The sequence below is a fragment of the Aliarcobacter cibarius genome (assembly GCF_013372265.1).
GTDB classification, from domain to species: Bacteria; Campylobacterota; Campylobacteria; order Campylobacterales; family Arcobacteraceae; genus Aliarcobacter; species Aliarcobacter cibarius.
Genome location: NZ_CP054051.1, coordinates 2,196,619 through 2,214,548 on the forward strand (window position 1 = coordinate 2,196,619; position 17,930 = coordinate 2,214,548).

A 17,930-nucleotide genomic window follows, 5' to 3' on the forward strand; every position below is an offset into this window, starting at 1 on the left:
TTAAAAAGTATTCTTGGTGTATTGTAACATAAGTGGCCAAATGTTTTTATTTTTTTGCTAAATATTCTCTCATAGAACCACCTTTTAATTCCAATTTATGTGCAGTATGAATAAGTCTATCCATCATTGCATCAGCTATTGTTTCATTTCCTAAATATGCATGCCAATCTTTTATTGGAAGTTGAGCTGTTATAATTATTGAACCATTAAATACTCTATCTTCTATAATTTCAAATAAATCATTTACTTCATCAGGTCTTAAAGCAGATACTCCAAAGTCATCTAGAAGTAAAAGTTTAAATTTTGAGATTTTTGCTAAAGTTTTTGTATAATTTCCTGCCATTCTTGAAACTCTAATTTCTTCAAGTAAGTTTGAAACTCTATAATACTTTGTTGTATATCCTAAATCAATTGCTCTTCTTGCAAGACATTGCATGGTAAAGCTCTTTCCAACACCACTTGGACCTGTAATTAGAACGTTTTGATTGTTTTTTATGAAATTTCCAGTTGCTAATGACATAATTACTGATTTATCTAAATTTCTTTTTGGAAGATACTCTATTTGATCTAGTGAAGCTGTTTTATCTTTTAGGGTTGCAGCTTGTAAAACTCTTTTGATTCTTTTATTATCTCTTTGAATAATCTCTGCTTCAAATAGATGATAAAGCCTCTCTTCAAAGCTCAATGAGCTGTAATTAGCATCATTACTTTGATGCAATAATGAATCTTTAAATCCTGTTAGATTTAATATTGTTAGTTGCTGTACAATTGTATCAACTGATATCATGATTTTTTCCTTATTGTTTTTATTTTTCTAATTTTTGTCGATAAGTTAAATATCACTTTTTGCATAATATAATCCACCTCTAATATTTTCATGGTCATTCAAGTAAGAGTTATTTACACTTTTTTCTTGAGTGTAATAGTAAAGATAACTTTTTGTTTTTAGCATTGCTTCAATTAAACTTACTTTTAAAATATTTGCTTCAAGTGCAACTTTTGAGACTTTTTCAATCTCCTCTTTTCCATAAGTATTTGAGAAACTTAGTATTGCTATACAAGATTTATAAGCTCTTACTTCATGGCCTTTTGAATCCATTATTTGTTGCATTAATAAACTTGTATTTTTTCCAATACTATTTGCCCAATTTAAAATTCTTCTACTATTCCACTTCTCATATTGATACTGATGTTCTAAAGGCATATGCTCTTTCATGGTTGAATCTGTATATGCTTGATATAATCTTTTATGATGTGCAATTGCATTTCCATCAAGTGAAATTACTACTGATGTTGAAGAATATGTAATATCTACTTTTTTACCTAAATAAAGATATGGTACAGAGTATCCATTTCCTAAAAGTTCAACATGGTAATCAATTCCAACAGTAGCTTTTTTAAACTCTTTATAAACATACCGATTTGCTCTTAAAGGGTGTAAATATGGTTTATCTAACAGTTCAAATAGTTCAGTTCTACTTTTATTAAATCTTCTTACTTTTTTAAGATTATAAAAATCTAGCAATTTATTTATCTTTTCATTTAATTGATCAACATTAAAAAAAGTATGATGACGCAATCTCATAAGTATCCATCGCTGAATTGCTTTAACTCCTAGTTCTACTTTACTTTTATCTTGTGGTTTATATGGTCGTGCTGGTTCTATTGCTATTCCATAATGTCTAGCCATATCAGCATAAGCATCATTTAGTTTTACTATTCCTTTTTTATTACTTATAACTGCTGCTTTTAAATTATCAGGTACTAATATATTTGGAACACCTCCATAAAAATAAAAAGCATTTATATTGGAATTTATAAAATCTTTTGTGCTTTGAGTCATACTTGCATGAACATAGGTATAACCTGAAGCTCCAAGAACTGTTACAAATATTTGAGCTTTACTTATTTCACCAGTTCTTTGATTTACAATTGGCATTGTAAGACCACTATAATCAATAAAAAGTTTATCTCCACCATAATGTATTTGTCTCATTGAAGGATTTACTGTTTGTACAAATTTATTATAGTAACGATTAAATTGGCTATAACTATAGATATTTGGGTTATTTACTGAAATCTCTTCATACAATAGTTTTCTAGTCATCCCTTTTTGTGAAAGTTCATAATGTACATTATCCCAATCTATTTCAATAGCTGTAGTTGTTGATTTTTTCTCCGAAGGTTTTTTAGGATGAAATAGTTGTTCTACCTCTACATCATTTAAATTTAATGTTTTTTCCAAAGAGAGATTCATTTCATTAAATGAAGTTACATAATTAGCAACACTATTCCTGGAAACTCCAGTAATAGTTTGTATTTGTCTATTTGACAATTGATTAAGAAGCTTTAATCTTAATACTTCTTTGATTTTACTCATATCTATTCTCCTCATTATTTACACCTTTTTTAGGTGTATTATATTGAAGAATACTTCTAAACTTAACTCAAACTTATAGACGCATCATAAAGGTTTTAGTGGCTCTCTTTGAGATGCGCACACTGGCCAAATCATAATGCGTCAGCTGGCCAAGTGTGAATGCACTCGGTGGCTAAATTCTTTGCGTCCCAACAATCAATTGAGATATTTATAAGTTTGGAGCAAAATCTCCAACTAAAATGGTAGAAAAAATAAAGATGGTTTATGCTTTTAAAGGTAACTTTTTTCAAAAATCAACTGTCCAGTTTAGCACATCGTTTTACATCTAGATTAATAGAAAATATTCCAATATTTATTTAGCATATAGTAGTCCTTATTTTTTTCAGTATAAAAATTAAGTTCTGATTTCTTTGCATGAAATTTTGAAAGTTCATTTTGTGAATAACCAATTTGTTCCAAATAAAATCCTGCTAACTGAAAGTAAGGATAGATAAAATCAAATTTTTCAATAATAGTGTAAATCTCATCTACGTCAAGCCTATTTTTTATATTTGTAAAAACTTTAATTACATTTTTGCTAGATTGAAAATAATGAATATTTGTAATCATCTCTACAAAAGCTCTATTAATTGAAGATATTTTATATCCATCATATTTTATAATTCCAAAACTATTAGTATTATTTGATTCAAGTAGAATTACAATACGATTATCAATTTTATCATAAGCAGCAGTTCTTCTTGGTCTTTTACTAAAAGCATTATTTATATTTTCTTGAGTTAAAATTGCATTGCTATGCTTTATTCTTTTTGTTCTTTCTTTTGAAATAAATATGTACTCATCTCTAAAATAACTCACTTTTAGAATATTAAGTGCTGTACTCATAGAAAAAAAACTATTTTTTTCTAAAGAATTACAAAAATTATAGATATTAAAATCTTGATTAAAGGTATATCTTGTTTTTAAATGTCCTCTTATAATGATACTTTTTTGAGTTAATCCCTCATCGATAAGCTTCAATAAAAAAGAGTTAAATGATAGACTATTTGATACTAAAGATTTATTTTTTAATATTACTAATATCTCTTTCAACTGCCCCTGGGATAAAAATTCATATGAATAAATAAATTTTAAAATTTCTTGCTTATTTAAAGTAAAATAGTCTTGTTTCATTTATTAGTCTTAGTAAAGTAAATTTACTTTACTATATCAAATATTTTAAATTTTGTCAAGATGACTTTCTATGTAGATATTGACTTTTATTAAATGTTTGATAAAATTAAGTATATGTACTTAATTAAAAGAAGTAAATAATGAAAATATTTGTAGTAAAAAATAAACAATTTATTGGGACTCTTAGTGAAGAGATTGGAAAAATTAGATTTGTTTACAATGATGAAATACCTGCAGGCAGTTATTTCCAAGGATTAAAAGAAAAAGAAAATATATCAAGCAATCTATTTCCAATTTTTGAAAATATGCTACCAGAGTTTGAGCAACTAAACTTCATTAAAGCTCAAAATAATATCTCAACTCAAATTGAAGTTTTACTTTATCTTACTGACATCCACGGAAGCTATGAATTTTATACTCAAAATGATATTGAAAAACTTGAACTACAAAAGCAAAATATTTTCAATTTTATTGATACTAAAGAAGAGATACTTGATAACAATTATACTTTTCCAAATATTTTAGACTATTCATTAAGTATAGATGACTCAATTTTATATCCAAATGGTTTGGCAAATAGTAAAGTTATAGGACTTTCAGGATATCAATATAAGTTTAGTATCATAAAAGATGATATAAACAAAACAATTTCTTATGATGAAACAAAAAATAGTAATTATTTCATGAAACCCTATAGTAAATTCTATACATCCTACATGCCCAATGAAAAAGATAGAAGTTACATCCCATATTTACTCATCAATGAACATTTATTTATGAGCCTTGCTAGAGATTTTGGATTTAGTGTTCCATACAATGGAATTATAAAACATGATAGCGACTACCACTATATCATTAAAAGATTTGATAGATACGGAGAACTTAAAATCGACCACCATGAAATACTGACATTAATGAATAAAAATAGTGATCAAAAATATAAAGTCTCAATGAGAGAAGTTTTGGAAACTGCAAAAATGTATATTTCAAAAGAACAGCTTGTAGAACTTTTTAGATTTATTGTCTTTTCTGTAGTTATTGGTCATGGAGATTTACATGCAAAGAATCTTTCGCTTATTTATTCAAGCAACAAATTGGATGAAAGAGCTATGCAATTATCTCCTTTTTATGATATTTCTACCACAAAAATTTATAAAGATACAAAAAAAAACGATGTAGGATTAAAAATTGAAAACAGAACCAGTAAAGTAAAAAAAACAGATTTATTACAACTCGCTTTATGTATAGATATTGATCAAAATTTAGTTGATAATTTAATAGAGCTAACATCAAAGCAATTTATTGACACTTTTCAAACTTATATTGAAAAACTACCTGATAGCATAAAAGCACTACCTTATCATACATCAAAATATGGTGGACAAAAACCATTTGAAGCTGTTTTGAAAGAGTATTATAAAAATAGAGTTGAAGATTTATATAATAATTTGTTAGAAAAATTTAATAGTCATAGTATTTGGGAATAAGGTCAATAAAAAGTAAAAAACTAAATTTACATATAAGACACTAATTTTTTTAGCTTTTATATTAAAGTCATCATTTCAGATATTTTACTCTCAACAATTTAATAAATCAATTTTTACAAACGATCGTTTTCAAGAATTAAAAAAAGTAAATTTCTAAATTCCATAGAATCAATATTTAGAAATTCTCAAAAACTATTCTCAAAACCAATTCTTAATTTACTATAGTAATAATAAGTTTTAAGAATATTTTATAACAACAAATGTTCTTGTTCAAATTCCATTTAAAATCCAAGTATTATTGGGAAAAAACTGCTAGAGCTTTATAATTAAAAGATTAATATTTTCTCTTCAAAGAAATTAAAAATGAATCAATATTTCATATGAGTCAACTATTTTAAATTAATAGTTAAACTTAAATCAAAAAATTAATATAAGAGTTTCAGTTGGAAACTTTTATATTGCTAAATTTGTGTGATTTGATTCAAATTTAGTATTGTTCTTTAACATTTTAAAAATAATACGAATGAGTTTATTGGCAACAGCAATAACTGATTGTTTAAAAGTTTTGCCTTCATTTCGTTTTTTATCATAATAGGATTTGAGTGTTTCATTCCAAACAGTTGCTGCTCTTGCCATATGCCATATGGTTCTTCTTAAATGAGAGTTGCCTCTTTTTGAAATTGAACCTCTAATATTAACTGAAGATCCACTTTGGTAAATAGCTGGATCAGTGCCTGCAAATGCAATAATTTGCTTAGGTGATTCAAAGTTTTTTATATTTCCTATCTCTGCAAGAAATGATGAAGCACTATCTTTTCCAACACCAGCAATAGATGTTAATATTTCAATATCGTCATTGTGATGTTCGTCAACAAACTCTTCTATTATTTTAATGTACTCATCTAATTGAATTTGTAAGAATTCTAATTGTTTGATTTTAGAGATGAGTATTTTTTCTAAAGATGGATTGTTAATACCAATAGAATTTTGAGCTAATAAAAGTATATCATTAGCACTGATTTTAGCTTTAGCTCCTCTTTGGTTATCTTTGTTTAAAAGTGAAGCTATTTTCTTCTCTTTCAAGTTCCTAATAGCTTGTTTGCTAGGAGCTTGCAAGAGCAGATTTAAACTGCTCTTTGAAAAGATATTTGTGTTCTTTAAAAATTCTGGGAATAATTGATTAACTAATGCTTTAATATCAGTTTTTATAGCTGATATTTGGTTGGTAAGTTTCTCTTTTTCTCTAATGATAGGTTTTATTGTTTCTAAATCACTAAGCTTTGATAGCCTAAGTGTACTACTATTTCTCTTTGCAAATAGAGAAATAGTATATGCATCCTTGCTATCTGTTTTAGTTTTTCTAATAGTTATTGATTTAGTAAATGCATTAACAAACAATGGATTTATAACACATACATTAAAATTAAGCTCTAATAAAAATGAGAGTAAATTTAAATGGTATATTCCTGTTGCTTCTATGCATATTAAAATTTCATCCTTAGAAAAAGAAGATAAAATATCACCAAGATTAGTAAAATCTTCATAACTCATAAGATAATGATTTTTATCTAATAGCTTCTCGTTTGAATCTATAAAACAAAAATCAAAACTATCTTTAGAGATATCTATTCCTAGAAAATATTGGTACATAAATTTCCTTTTAAATTGGAGTTTATATTTGAATATAAAAAATAAAAACCAAAAGTTATTTAAAAACATACAAACAGATAAGCAAATACTTGACTTGATCCTACCTTCCAAATGACAGAGGTTCTAAGACCTAATCAACTAATTGGGATTGAAAGCAAGTAACAGACTCGTATGGAGATTTATTATCTATTATTACTTCACCGATAAATAATCTGAATTATAATATAATATGGGATGGAAAAAATAGATGCAAGAAAATTATCACCAAGAGAGTTGTCTGAAAAACGGAAGATAGCCATAAAGTTAAGAGAAAAAGGTGTGCCAAATAAAGAGGTAGCAGAGATTGTTGGGATATCAGCTCAAACTATATCAACCTACTATACACAATACAAAAATAGTGGAGCTAATATTTTTAAAGTCAAGAATGCTGGACGACCTAAAAAAAGTGGTAAGCGATTAAGTGATGAACAAGAAGCTAAAATTATTAGAATGCTTATAGATACAAATCCACAACAACTACAATTTAAATTTGCACTATGGACAAGAGAGGCAGTAAGACAACTAATTTTTAGAGAATTAGAAATAGATATGCCAATATCAACTGTTGGAGATTATTTGGCTAAATGGCAATTTACTTCAAAAAAGCCAATAAAAAGGGCATATGAGAGGAAAGATGTAAATACTCAAAAATGGCTAAATGAAGAGTATCCGCAAATAAAAAAAGAAGCAAAAAGTGAAAATGCCGATATTTGGTGGGCTGATGAGACAGCTTGTGTTTCACTACCTTCAAACCTAAAAGGATATGCACCAATAGGAAGTAAAAATAAACCAATACTAAATCATCCAGCACAAAAATTTAAGATCAATATGATAAGTGCTATTACCAATACTGGTAAATCAATGTTTGCTCTTTATAATGAATCTATAAATATTGATAAATTTATAGATTTTTGTCAAAAAGTAATAGAATCAAATAATGGTAAAAAAGTATTTCTTATTGTAGATAACCTAAGAGTTCATCATGCAAAACTTGTAAAAGAATGGGAAGAAGAGAATTCAAAATATATAAAACTATTTTATTTGCCACCATACTCACCAGAGTTTAATCCAGATGAATATTTAAATCAAGATTATAAAAGAAATGGAAATAAAAATAATATTCCAAAAAATCAAAAAGAGTTAAAAGAGAATACTCAAAATTATATGGAGAATTTACAAAAGAATCCACAAAAAATTGCTAATTTTTTTCAACATCCAAGTGTTAAATATGCTTGCTGATTTTTCAGATTATTTGGTGGTGGAGTAATAATTTAAAATTTTAAGTTTAATAGATAAAATCTAAGGATAAAACGTTCTCTTGCTTATCTCTTTGTATGTTAATTTTACAAAAATTTTTGGTAGAAGGTTAAAATAATATTTGAGGTGTTATTTCAAATATTATTTTGTAATTTATACATTACTTATTAAAAAAATTATCTGTTATTCTTTTCTCTTGAATATTAATATTTTTAGCCATAGCTCTAATTTTTTCATCTTCTTCATAAAGTGCTAATTTTTGTTTTACAAAATCTTCTGCTCCACTAATACTTTTTGATTTTTCTATAACTTCTTGTTGTAATTCATTTATTCTAATAAGTGCATTTTGCATAAGTTGATTATCAAATTTCAAAATATTCTCCTATTTTATTTTGTATAAAATTGTCATCAATATTTTCATAAAAAGAGTCATTTCTTTTATCTATAAAATGTAAATTAACACTATCTTTAAATATTGATTTTATCTCTAAAATTGTTTTGTAAGAGTTGATATTACTCTTTACAAATACTTCTTTTGGAACTTTTCTATGTGTTACTATTTCTCTTCTTGTTGCATATTCAAAACAAACTTTTGGATAATTATAGAGATAATATATATGAATATTGTAGCCTCTTTTTAATAATCTTTCAATATTTTGAATTGCTAAAGTAATATTAGAAAAATTAGAATCTAGAATAATAGAGTAACTTTGTTTTAAAGCATAGTTAAAAAGTTCATTAAATCCTCTACTAGCCACCTTTTGGAAAACATCAGAATTTTGACCATCATAACCAATAGGCTTAAAAAATTCTCTTATATTATCTGTATCAATATGTAAAATATCAGGATTATTTTCTTTAAAAAAAATCCCTAATTCAGTTTTTCCAACTCCACTCATACCAGCTGTAAATATAGCTATTTTCTCATCAGTTACTTTTATTGTATTTGTATAATCATTTAGAAATTTTTGTTTGTTTTGATTAAGATATTCAATAGCTATTTTTTCTAATTCATTCATTTTAGTTATTCTTTTATAAATTTTAAAGTTCTGTAAAAGTATTTTGATAATTTAAGTTAAATTGTAGCATATTATTTCAATTTATCTAAGTTATCAGACACTAGAATAGCTATTGCTTTTTTAACTTGCTCATCAGATGCATTTGGAAAGAGTTTTTTAATACCTAAAAAATTATCTTCAACAACTTCTACATCAATTATCTCTTCTTCCAATAATAGAGTTGTTGCACTAGTAAACTTATCAAGTGCTTTTTGAGCATGGTCTTTATTTTTATCAACATATCTTTTTTCTGTTGTTGCAATATTAGAATGTGCTAATAATGCAGATACATCATATATATTTGCTCCATTATCTAATGCAGTTTGTGCAACTAAGCTTCTTAAATCGTGTAAATGTAAATCATATATTCCTAAATTTGCCATACATTTTTTAAAGTTTGCAAGTACCCATTTACTACTTAATGAAAAAATTAGTCCTTCTTTTTTTATTTTTCCTCTTGATTTAATAGCATCAATTAGAGGTAGAGTAAGCTTAAATTCAATATCTTTTCTTGTTTTAACATTCTCTTTTGGTATTAAATTAGTGTTCCAATTTATATTTTCATATCTTAAAGCTAAAATTTCTGATATTCTTCTTCCTGTTAATGAAAAATGGAAGATAGCTCTTACTTCTGGATGTTTATAATTTAATAACTCATTAATTATTTGTTTTGTTTCTTCTTTAGATTTTTTATATTTTCTTTCATTATCAATTTTTGGCTCAATTAATTTTTTCCAATTTAAAATCACATCATAATGTTCTAATAAAGGTTTTACTGTAGGTTTAATTCTTGATATTGTCGCAGGTGCTTTTTTATTACTTAATTCATTATTTATAATATTTTGTACATGTCTTATTGTAATCTCATTTACTTTCATTTTATGTAAAGGTTTTAAATAAGTATTAAAAGCATTTTTATAAATCAAGTAAGTTGAATGTTTGATTTTATCAGTAGCTAACTGCGTTTCATAGTACGATAACCAGCAATCTGCAAAGTTTCCATTAGTTTGTTTTATATCTGAAAAAGTTACTTTTTCAGTTTTTAAAGTGCCTTTACTTTTAAGTAGATTAATCATTTCATTTTTTTTACCTTGAAGTGATTGAACAGCTTTTACTATTGATGTACCTAATGGAATATTAAATGATTTTTTACCTCTTTTTCTTCGGTTGTTATAGATAGCTTCTACTTCTATTTGAATTTTATATGCTCTTCCACTAGGAGATTTTGTATTTCCATCTTTGTCATATTTGATTTCTTCATCAGTTGCTAATAGATACATTCCTGAAGCTGTACCATTAGATAGTTTTATTTTATAAGGTTTATAAATAGCCATTTTTAGCACCTTCTATTCATCCACACTTTTTGATGTTTTTCTAGAAAAAAGTGTGGAATTTTGTAAATAATTAAAAATAATTGTAGCTGATTATAGTTGTAAAGTAAAGATTAAAACCCTTAAAATAGGGTGCTTGTATGTCATTATAGTTTGTTATAAATATATTGAAAATAAAAGATAGATTTTATTGAATATTACAAAGAGAATAATTTCTCTTTGTAATTCTAAAATCATATAAATATAAAATTAACTATTAGAAGAACCCTAAAGCTTTTGTATTAAATGAAGTTAAAATATTTTTTGTATGTCTATAATTATTTAACATCATCATATGAGTTTCTCTTCCAATACCTGATTTTTTATATCCACCAAATGAAGCATGAGCAGGATATAAATGATAACAATTCACCCAAATTCTTCCAGCTTCAATCGCTCTTGAAGTTCTATGAATTTGATGAGCATCTCTAGACCAAACTCCTGCTCCTAAACCATAGATTGTATCATTTGCAATTTTTATTGCTTCTTCTTCATCTTTAAAAGTTGTTACAGATAAAACTGGTCCAAAAATCTCTTCTTGGAAAATTTTCATTTTATTGTGCCCTTTGTAAATTGTTGGTTGAATATAAAAACCATCGGGATTAATTGTTGAATGATAAATATCCCCTCCTACTAAACACTCCGCTCCATCTTCTTCCTTTGCCAATTTTAAATATTTAGCAATCTTCTCTTTTTGATTAAAAGAGTTTTGAGCACCCATTGTATTTTCAGTATCTAAAGGATTACCAAGTTTTATAGCTTTTACTCTTTCAATCACTCTTTTCATAAATGGTTCATATATTGACTCTTGAATTAGCGCTCTTGATGGACATGTACAAACTTCTCCAGAATTAAATGCAAATAGTACAAGTCCTTCTATAGCTTTATCAAAAAATTCATCATCTTCTTGCATAATTGATTCAAAGAAAATGTTTGGAGATTTTCCACCCAATTCCAAAGTTGAAGGAATAATATTTTCTGTTGCATATCTCATGATTTCTTGACCTGTTGATGTCTCTCCAGTAAATGCAACTTTTTTAATATCTGGATGTGTTACTAAATATTTACCTATTTTTCCACCTGATCCATTTATAACATTTATAACACCTTTAGGCAATACATCTTTTATTAGATCTAAAAATAAAAGTATTGAAAGTGGAGTTGAGCTAGCAGGTTTTAGTATTACACAATTTCCAGCAGCTATTGCTGGAGCTAATTTCCATGCAGCCATTAAAAGTGGAAAATTCCAAGGTATAATTTGAGCTACTACTCCATAAGGTTCATAAATTTCTTGCGAAATAGTATTTTCATCTAAATCAGCAACTGTTCCAGCTTCTGCTCTTATAACTGATGCAAAATACCTAAAATGGTCTATAAATAGTGGTAAGTCAGCATTTAACGTTTCCCTTACTGCTTTTCCATTATCTAGTGTTTCAGCAACTGCTAAAGTCTCTAAATTTTGCTCTACAATATCTGCAATTTTATTCAATAAAGCACTTCTTTGTGCAACTGATGTATGTTTAAATTCTTCAAAACCTTTTTTAGCTGCTTCAATTGCTAAATCAACATCTTTTTCATTTGATCTTGGTATTTTTGTAAGAACTTTTCCATCAACTGGAGAAATATTTTGAATGTACTCTTTGCTATTTGGAGGAATCCACTCCCCACCTATGAAATTTTCATATTGCTCTTTATACTTTGGTCTATCGTAAATCATATTAAATCCTTCGTATAATACATTTATCAATCAAAGTTTAAAATATTGATTGATAAATGTATTATACGAACCATCCTATAAAGAATAGCTTAAACGACTAGGCTATTTTTTATAGGATGGTTTATTATTATTTGAATTAACTTCAAGATAGAATTCTATATGTAATAAATAGCAATAAAATAACAATTTACATTTTTTATATTATTTAATTATAAGAATTATAAGTTTTAAAAATATATTGGATTTAATAAATTTGAAGTATCTTTTAAAAACTAACCACCTTTAAAGATGGTTAATTTATTTACTATAATGCTTTTACAACATTTTTATAATTTAAGAGTAAGTAAATAATTAATCTTTCTCAACGTTCACACTTAAAAATCATTAAATTCATATATAAAAGCTTAATTAAAAATTATAAATAAACACTTTTTATATAATTATCACCTCAAATAAATTATAAAAGTTTTATAGGTACCAAGCTGGGCAGTTGAAAAATAAATTTATGATAAATTATAAAATAGCTAAATTAACCCAAGAAGAATATGATATGATTTAGCTATACAAGCACTTTGTAAAAATTTCTCATAGGATTTAACATGCTAATAGGTTATGCAAGGGTTTCTACAACTGATCAAAATCTTACATTGCAAAAAGAGGCTCTAGAAAAAGCTGGTTGTGAAAGAATTTATGAAGATGAAATAAGTGGCACAAAAGATAATAGACCAGGACTTGAAAAAGCTCTAGAACATTTAAGAAAAGATGATACTTTAGTTGTATGGAAATTAGATCGTCTTGGAAGAAGTGTAAAAAGTTTAATTGACCTTGTAAGTGACCTTAATTCGAGAAATATACATTTTAAAAGTCTAACTGATTCTATTGATACTTCAACACCATCAGGAAGATTCTTTTTTCATGTAATGGCAAGTTTAGCACAAATGGAAAGAGAATTAATTGTTGAAAGAACAAAAGCTGGTCTTGATGCTGCAAAAAAACTTGGACGCATTGGTGGTAGAAAAAGAAAAATGACCGATAGTAAACTTGCAAATGCAAAAAAACTTTTAGAATCTGGAGCTCTACCTAAAGATGTTGCAAAAGATTTAGGAATTTCTCTTGCTACATTGTATAGATGGATTCCTGCAACTTAATATTCAAATTTTCTATTTGCTTATGTAAACTCCAAAATCTTTTAGAACTTCAATATTTTCATCATTAAATAGTTTTGCAAAATATAAGTAACCATACTCTTGTTTTAAATGTGAAGGATCAATGTAAACATCTTTGTTATTTGTTATACTATTCTCGTACATGAAATCCCAATAAGGATAAATCTTCGCTATTTCATTTTTCCATTGATAAAACACATCCATTTTGTCCGTTTCTTCTAATAATTTTATCATGTCAGAGTGAACTGCTGTAGTAAAAACTTTTAAATTAACTCCATATTTTTGACATAGTTCAACCATTAATTTATAATATTTTGTACTTTCTTCTCCCCATTCCAAATAATCTTCATATTTTTCTTTATAACCTTTTAAAGTTCCTTTCCACATTTCTTCTTTTGGATTATTTTTTATAACAACGTTTTGATGACTAGCTGTTATTCCCCCATCTTTATATAAATTCTCTATTTCTTTATGATTTAAAACATATTTTAGATATTTAAATAATGGAACCTCTACATAATGCTTTATTTGCTTGAATAATGTAAATCCATCTTCGAGTAAATCTTTATCAAAATCACTATTATTTTCTTCTAATCTTTCACTAAAGGTATATAGATTTAGACCAATTACAACATTCTTTATGTCAAAATGTTCTAAAGAATATTTTAAATAATAGTATTGCTCTTCAAGAGTTGAAAAGCTAAAACCCAAATTATAAACTCTATCTTGAGTATATTTTGCTAAATCTTGATTATTTAAATAATGAACTCTACTTCCACCAACTATCAAAGTATCTGGTTTAAAATTATTTAATTCTACAAATTTTTGAGTCCTATAGGCTAAAGCAACATCTTTATATAATCCTATGTCAAATTTATTATTTAATCCAACTGGATCAATTATATACTTAATACCTATTCCAAAAGAAAAAATTAGAAGTGAAAAAAATATTGAAGTGAAAATATAAATTTTATGTTTTTTCATCTATTTTTCCTAAAATTGAAAATATAAAAACTCTTTTGCACTTGAAAAAGTGAACAAACTAGTAGCTAATAGCACTATTGTATAAAGAGTATATTTTATATTTGGTTTAAAATTTTCCGCAATTTGGGCGCTATTTTTAAATCCTAAAGCTAATATTAAAGCAATAGCAAGATAAAGACTTTGTAATATAGGATCTATATAAACCAACCCTTCAAATTTTAAATTCATAGGATTAAACATAGTTTTTGTAACATACCAAGCATCACTAAAATCTTTTGCAACAAATAAAGTTCTTGTAATAATTAACCCAATAAACATTAAAAACCATGCTACATAAAAATTCATTTCTAAATTAGCTTTTTTCATCATATGTGCCATTACTACAAAAATACCATTTAATAATCCCCAAACAACAAATGTCCATCCAGCACCATGCCAAAAACCAGAAACAAAAAAAGTAATCATAATATTCAAGTAAATAATCCAAACAATATTTTTATTGCCACCTAAACTTTTATAAATATAATCTCCTAAAAATCGACTCAAAGTCATATGCCATCTTCTCCAATAGTCAGCAAAATTTCTTGCTTTATATGGAGAATTAAAGTTTTTTGGTAAATCAATATTAAACATTTTTGCAATTCCAATTGCCATATCTGCATAACCTGATAAGTCAAAATAGTAGGATAAAACATATGAAGTTGAAGCATACCAAGCTTCTATCATAGTTAATTTTTGAGCATTATCAAAAGCATATTGAGCATAATCTGTAAGTGGATCACCTATTAATGTTTTTTTTGCAAGACCTATTGCAAAAATAAATAGTCCTAAAGAAATATTTTCCCATCTTAAAATACTTCTCCATTTTAAAGCAAATTGGGGCATCATCTCTTTATGATGAACAATTGGACCCATTAAAAGCTGTGGAAAAAAAGTAATAAATAGTGAATAATTTAAAAAACTAAACTCTTTTACCTCTCCTCTGTAATTATCCACTAAAAAAGCAATTTGCTGAAATGTAAAATAACTAATTGCTAATGGCAAGGCTAGATGAAGTAAATCAACATCCCTACTTAAAACCCAATTAAAATTTTCTATAAAAAAATCTGTATATTTGAAATATCCTAAAAGTGCAACATTACCAATAATTCCAAATATAAGTAAGACTTTTGAAGCAGTTTTTCCTAAAGATCTTCCAATTATAAAATTAAAAATCATACTTCCTAAAATTAAAAGTAAATAAATAGAATTCCACCATGAATAAAAAAATAAACTTGCAATCACAAGCATTAATTTACTCAAAGTAACCATTTTTATAGAATTTAGATAAAAATATAGTATCAAAGTTATTGGTAAAAATAGTAGTAAGAATTCATAAGAGTTAAAAAGCAATCAAACCTCTTCTTAGTAAAAACTATAACAATTTAATAAAAAATGTAATAAAAATTGTTTAATGATTATTATAAATATGCTATAAACAGGTTTATAGCTTAAATAAATAAAGAAATATATTAAATTGTTACTTAAAAAACAAAAATTAATTACTATATTAAAATTCTTATATTTATCTTACATCTATTTCATATAATACTAAACACAAGTTATGTAATAAAAATTAGAATTTTAATAGAACTAAGTATTTGAGAAATATATTATTTCCTTAAAATGTAATTTTAAAAATAACGTTTCTAATACATAATTTGGATTAAAAATAAAAAAATATTTATATATGGAAGTTCATTATTTCTTAATTTTCGTATATTTTATAATTTAGGGTTATTAAGCTATGCAAGAAAACATTAAACAGTATGAAGATGAAATAGATTTAAGAGAACTTTTTAAAACTATTTGGGATAAGAAAGTTTTTATAGTTGTATTTACATTATTAGTGACTATTTTAGCAGGTTTTTATGCTTATAGCAAAACACCAATCTATGAAGTAAAATCTTATGTAGAAATTGGCTATATAAATAAAGAAAAAATTGAAGATATTGATGCATTAGAACACAAATTAAAAGTACTTTTTGAAGTTGAAAATCCAAAATATGAAGAAGATAGTTTTGAAAAAGGAATTGTAAGTTCAATTAAACAAATAAAAGGTGTAAAAAGTTTTTTAGAAATAAAAACTGAAGCAATTAGTAATGAAGCAGCTTTAAATAAAAATAAAGAAGTTTTAAAATTTATTCAAGAATCATCTCAAGAAAGTATTAAACAATATGAAATAGTTTTAGAAAATACTATTTTAAATAAAAAAAGAGAAATAGATTTTATAAATGAGATAAATATAAAAAATATAAAATCTGAAATAGATATTTTAAAAGAGCAAGAGTTAAAAAATATAGATACAAAAATAGCAATATTAAGAAATCAAAATATTGAAAGTGTCAATAAAGAGATTAGTTTGTTAAAAACTCAAGAAATTCCAAAACTTAGAACTCAAATAAATTTTTTAGTAAATTCAAAAATTAAATCATTACAAGATAAAATTATTTATCATTCTAAAAGTTTAAATATTTATACTAATGAACTTGACAAAATAAATAAAAATATAGAAAAATCTGATAGTACAACAGCAATGGTAGCATCTGTTCAAATTTTAAATTATCAGAATTTAATAACAAATTCACAAAATCAAATAAAAGATTTGGAATTGCAAATAGAAGTAATACAAAATGAAACAATACCAGATTTAAAATATAAACTTGAAAATATAACTAATGTACAGATAAAAAATTTAGAATATAAAAAAGCTAACATGTTAAGTGTTGATATAAAAGATTTAGAAAATCAAAGGTTAAATGTTTCAAATGAAAAAATTAGAAAGCTACAAGATAAAATCAATATTGAATTACAAACAAAAATTTCCCAATTAAATGAAGAGATTGATACTTTAAATTTTAAAAAATCAGAACAAAATCTTAGCAATACAAAACTTGTTGGTGAGTATATAGTAAATAATTTTCCAGTAAAACCTAAAAAATCTCTTATAATTTCAGTTGCATTTGTAACCGGATTTATACTTTCAATTTTCTTGGTATTTTTAATAAACTTTATAAGAAAAAATTAAACTAGAAAATTATTAACATATTTGTGTTATCGTAATTAATTATTTCATGATATTCTAAATGCATAGTTATAATATTTTATAAAGTTCTAAAGTATAATTATTTAGTAGTATTTATGTATAAAATATTATTTTAATCTTTAATTTAAAGTAATTTTGGTACTATTCCACGATTCATTTACACAGAATAACTACAAAAAAAGGAAACATAAAATGAAAAAAATTTTATTCTCATCAGTTGTTGCTATTGCGATATTTACTGGTTGTACAGAAGACAAAAAACCTACAGAAGTAAAAACTGAAGCTGCTAAAGTTGAAGCTGTTACTACTAAAGTAAAAGAAGCTGCTACTGAAGTAAAAGAAGCTGCTACTGAAGTAAAAGAAGCTACTACTGAAGTAAAAGAAGCTACTACTGAAGTAAAAGAAGCTACTACTGAAGTAAAAGAAGCTACTACTGAAGTAAAAGAAGCTACTACTGAAGTAAAAGAAGCTACTACTGAAGTAAAAGAAGCTGCTACTGAAAATAAAAAATAATTTATATATCCGTGTATGACACGGATATATTTCTATATTTAAAATACTCTC

General features: G+C 25.6%; 15 protein-coding genes. 5 read left to right on the plus strand and 10 right to left on the minus strand.

The features are described 5' to 3' along the window. Positions 1-46 precede the first annotated feature (46 nt). The 3 genes from istB to ACBT_RS11050 all read right to left on the minus strand — a co-directional run bounded on the left by istB (position 47) and on the right by ACBT_RS11050 (position 3,553). Complete coding sequence (gene istB / locus ACBT_RS11040; RefSeq protein ID WP_024774502.1) at positions 47-787, minus strand: IS21-like element helper ATPase IstB; 741 nt, start codon at positions 785-787, stop codon at positions 47-49. A gap of 45 nt (positions 788-832) precedes the next feature. Beyond that, entirely contained in the window at positions 833-2,380 is a 1,548-nt protein-coding gene (gene istA, locus ACBT_RS11045) for an IS21 family transposase (protein ID WP_201768304.1), read from the minus strand. Positions 2,381-2,710: 330 nt separating this feature from the next. Beyond that, positions 2,711-3,553 carry a hypothetical protein gene (locus ACBT_RS11050; protein ID WP_024774504.1) on the minus strand — a complete coding sequence of 281 codons (843 nt, stop codon included), beginning with the start codon at positions 3,551-3,553 and terminating at the stop codon, positions 2,711-2,713. 140 nt (positions 3,554-3,693) lie between these two features. Between ACBT_RS11050 and ACBT_RS11055 the strand changes: the two genes are divergently transcribed. After that, on the plus strand, positions 3,694-5,040 hold the full coding sequence (locus ACBT_RS11055) for a HipA domain-containing protein (RefSeq protein WP_024774505.1): 1,347 nt from the start codon (positions 3,694-3,696) through the stop codon (positions 5,038-5,040). A gap of 453 nt (positions 5,041-5,493) precedes the next feature. Here ACBT_RS11055 and ACBT_RS11060 read toward each other — a convergent pair whose 3' ends face one another. Continuing rightward, positions 5,494-6,690, minus strand: coding sequence for an IS110 family RNA-guided transposase (locus ACBT_RS11060; RefSeq protein WP_024774506.1), 1,197 nt, complete (start codon positions 6,688-6,690; stop codon positions 5,494-5,496). A 234-nt stretch (positions 6,691-6,924) separates the two neighbouring features. Here ACBT_RS11060 and ACBT_RS11065 point away from each other — a divergent pair, with 234 nt between their 5' ends. Continuing rightward, positions 6,925-7,968, plus strand: coding sequence for an IS630 family transposase (locus ACBT_RS11065; protein ID WP_024774507.1), 1,044 nt, complete (start codon positions 6,925-6,927; stop codon positions 7,966-7,968). A gap of 178 nt (positions 7,969-8,146) precedes the next feature. On the opposite strand, the gene ACBT_RS11070 is transcribed toward ACBT_RS11065, so the two are convergent. From ACBT_RS11070 to ACBT_RS11085, 4 genes are all read right to left on the minus strand, one after another. Beyond that, the gene (locus tag ACBT_RS11070) at positions 8,147-8,359 is read right to left on the minus strand and encodes a hypothetical protein (protein ID WP_024774508.1); all 213 of its coding nucleotides are present in this window, start codon (positions 8,357-8,359) and stop codon (positions 8,147-8,149) included. Further along, positions 8,349-9,005 (minus strand): zeta toxin family protein, encoded by a 657-nt coding sequence (locus ACBT_RS11075; RefSeq protein ID WP_024774509.1) that lies wholly within the window; start codon positions 9,003-9,005, stop codon positions 8,349-8,351. Before ACBT_RS11075 ends, ACBT_RS11070 begins: the two co-directional genes overlap by 11 nt. A 71-nt stretch (positions 9,006-9,076) precedes the next feature. Further along, the gene (locus ACBT_RS11080; protein ID WP_024774510.1) at positions 9,077-10,378 is read right to left on the minus strand and encodes a tyrosine-type recombinase/integrase; all 1,302 of its coding nucleotides are present in this window, start codon (positions 10,376-10,378) and stop codon (positions 9,077-9,079) included. A 253-nt stretch (positions 10,379-10,631) separates the two neighbouring features. Continuing rightward, the gene (locus ACBT_RS11085; RefSeq protein WP_024774511.1) at positions 10,632-12,131 is read right to left on the minus strand and encodes an aldehyde dehydrogenase family protein; all 1,500 of its coding nucleotides are present in this window, start codon (positions 12,129-12,131) and stop codon (positions 10,632-10,634) included. A 599-nt stretch (positions 12,132-12,730) separates the two neighbouring features. Here ACBT_RS11085 and ACBT_RS11090 point away from each other — a divergent pair. Continuing rightward, positions 12,731-13,279 carry a recombinase family protein gene (locus ACBT_RS11090; protein WP_024774907.1) on the plus strand — a complete coding sequence of 183 codons (549 nt, stop codon included), beginning with the start codon at positions 12,731-12,733 and terminating at the stop codon, positions 13,277-13,279. A gap of 12 nt (positions 13,280-13,291) precedes the next feature. Here ACBT_RS11090 and ACBT_RS11095 read toward each other — a convergent pair whose 3' ends face one another. Then, entirely contained in the window at positions 13,292-14,281 is a 990-nt protein-coding gene (locus tag ACBT_RS11095) for a hypothetical protein (protein ID WP_024774908.1), read from the minus strand. Positions 14,282-14,290: 9 nt separating this feature from the next. Continuing rightward, positions 14,291-15,673: an MBOAT family O-acyltransferase gene (locus ACBT_RS11100; RefSeq protein WP_024774909.1), complete on the minus strand. Its 1,383-nt coding sequence runs from the start codon at positions 15,671-15,673 to the stop codon at positions 14,291-14,293. Between the two features lie 394 nt (positions 15,674-16,067). On the opposite strand from ACBT_RS11100, the gene ACBT_RS11105 reads away from it, so the two are divergent. Further along, a complete protein-coding gene (locus tag ACBT_RS11105; protein ID WP_176325399.1) occupies positions 16,068-17,348 on the plus strand; it encodes a Wzz/FepE/Etk N-terminal domain-containing protein in 1,281 nt (426 codons plus the stop codon). A 210-nt stretch (positions 17,349-17,558) separates the two neighbouring features. Continuing rightward, positions 17,559-17,879 carry a hypothetical protein gene (locus ACBT_RS11110; protein WP_024776275.1) on the plus strand — a complete coding sequence of 107 codons (321 nt, stop codon included), beginning with the start codon at positions 17,559-17,561 and terminating at the stop codon, positions 17,877-17,879. Positions 17,880-17,930 lie beyond the last annotated feature (51 nt).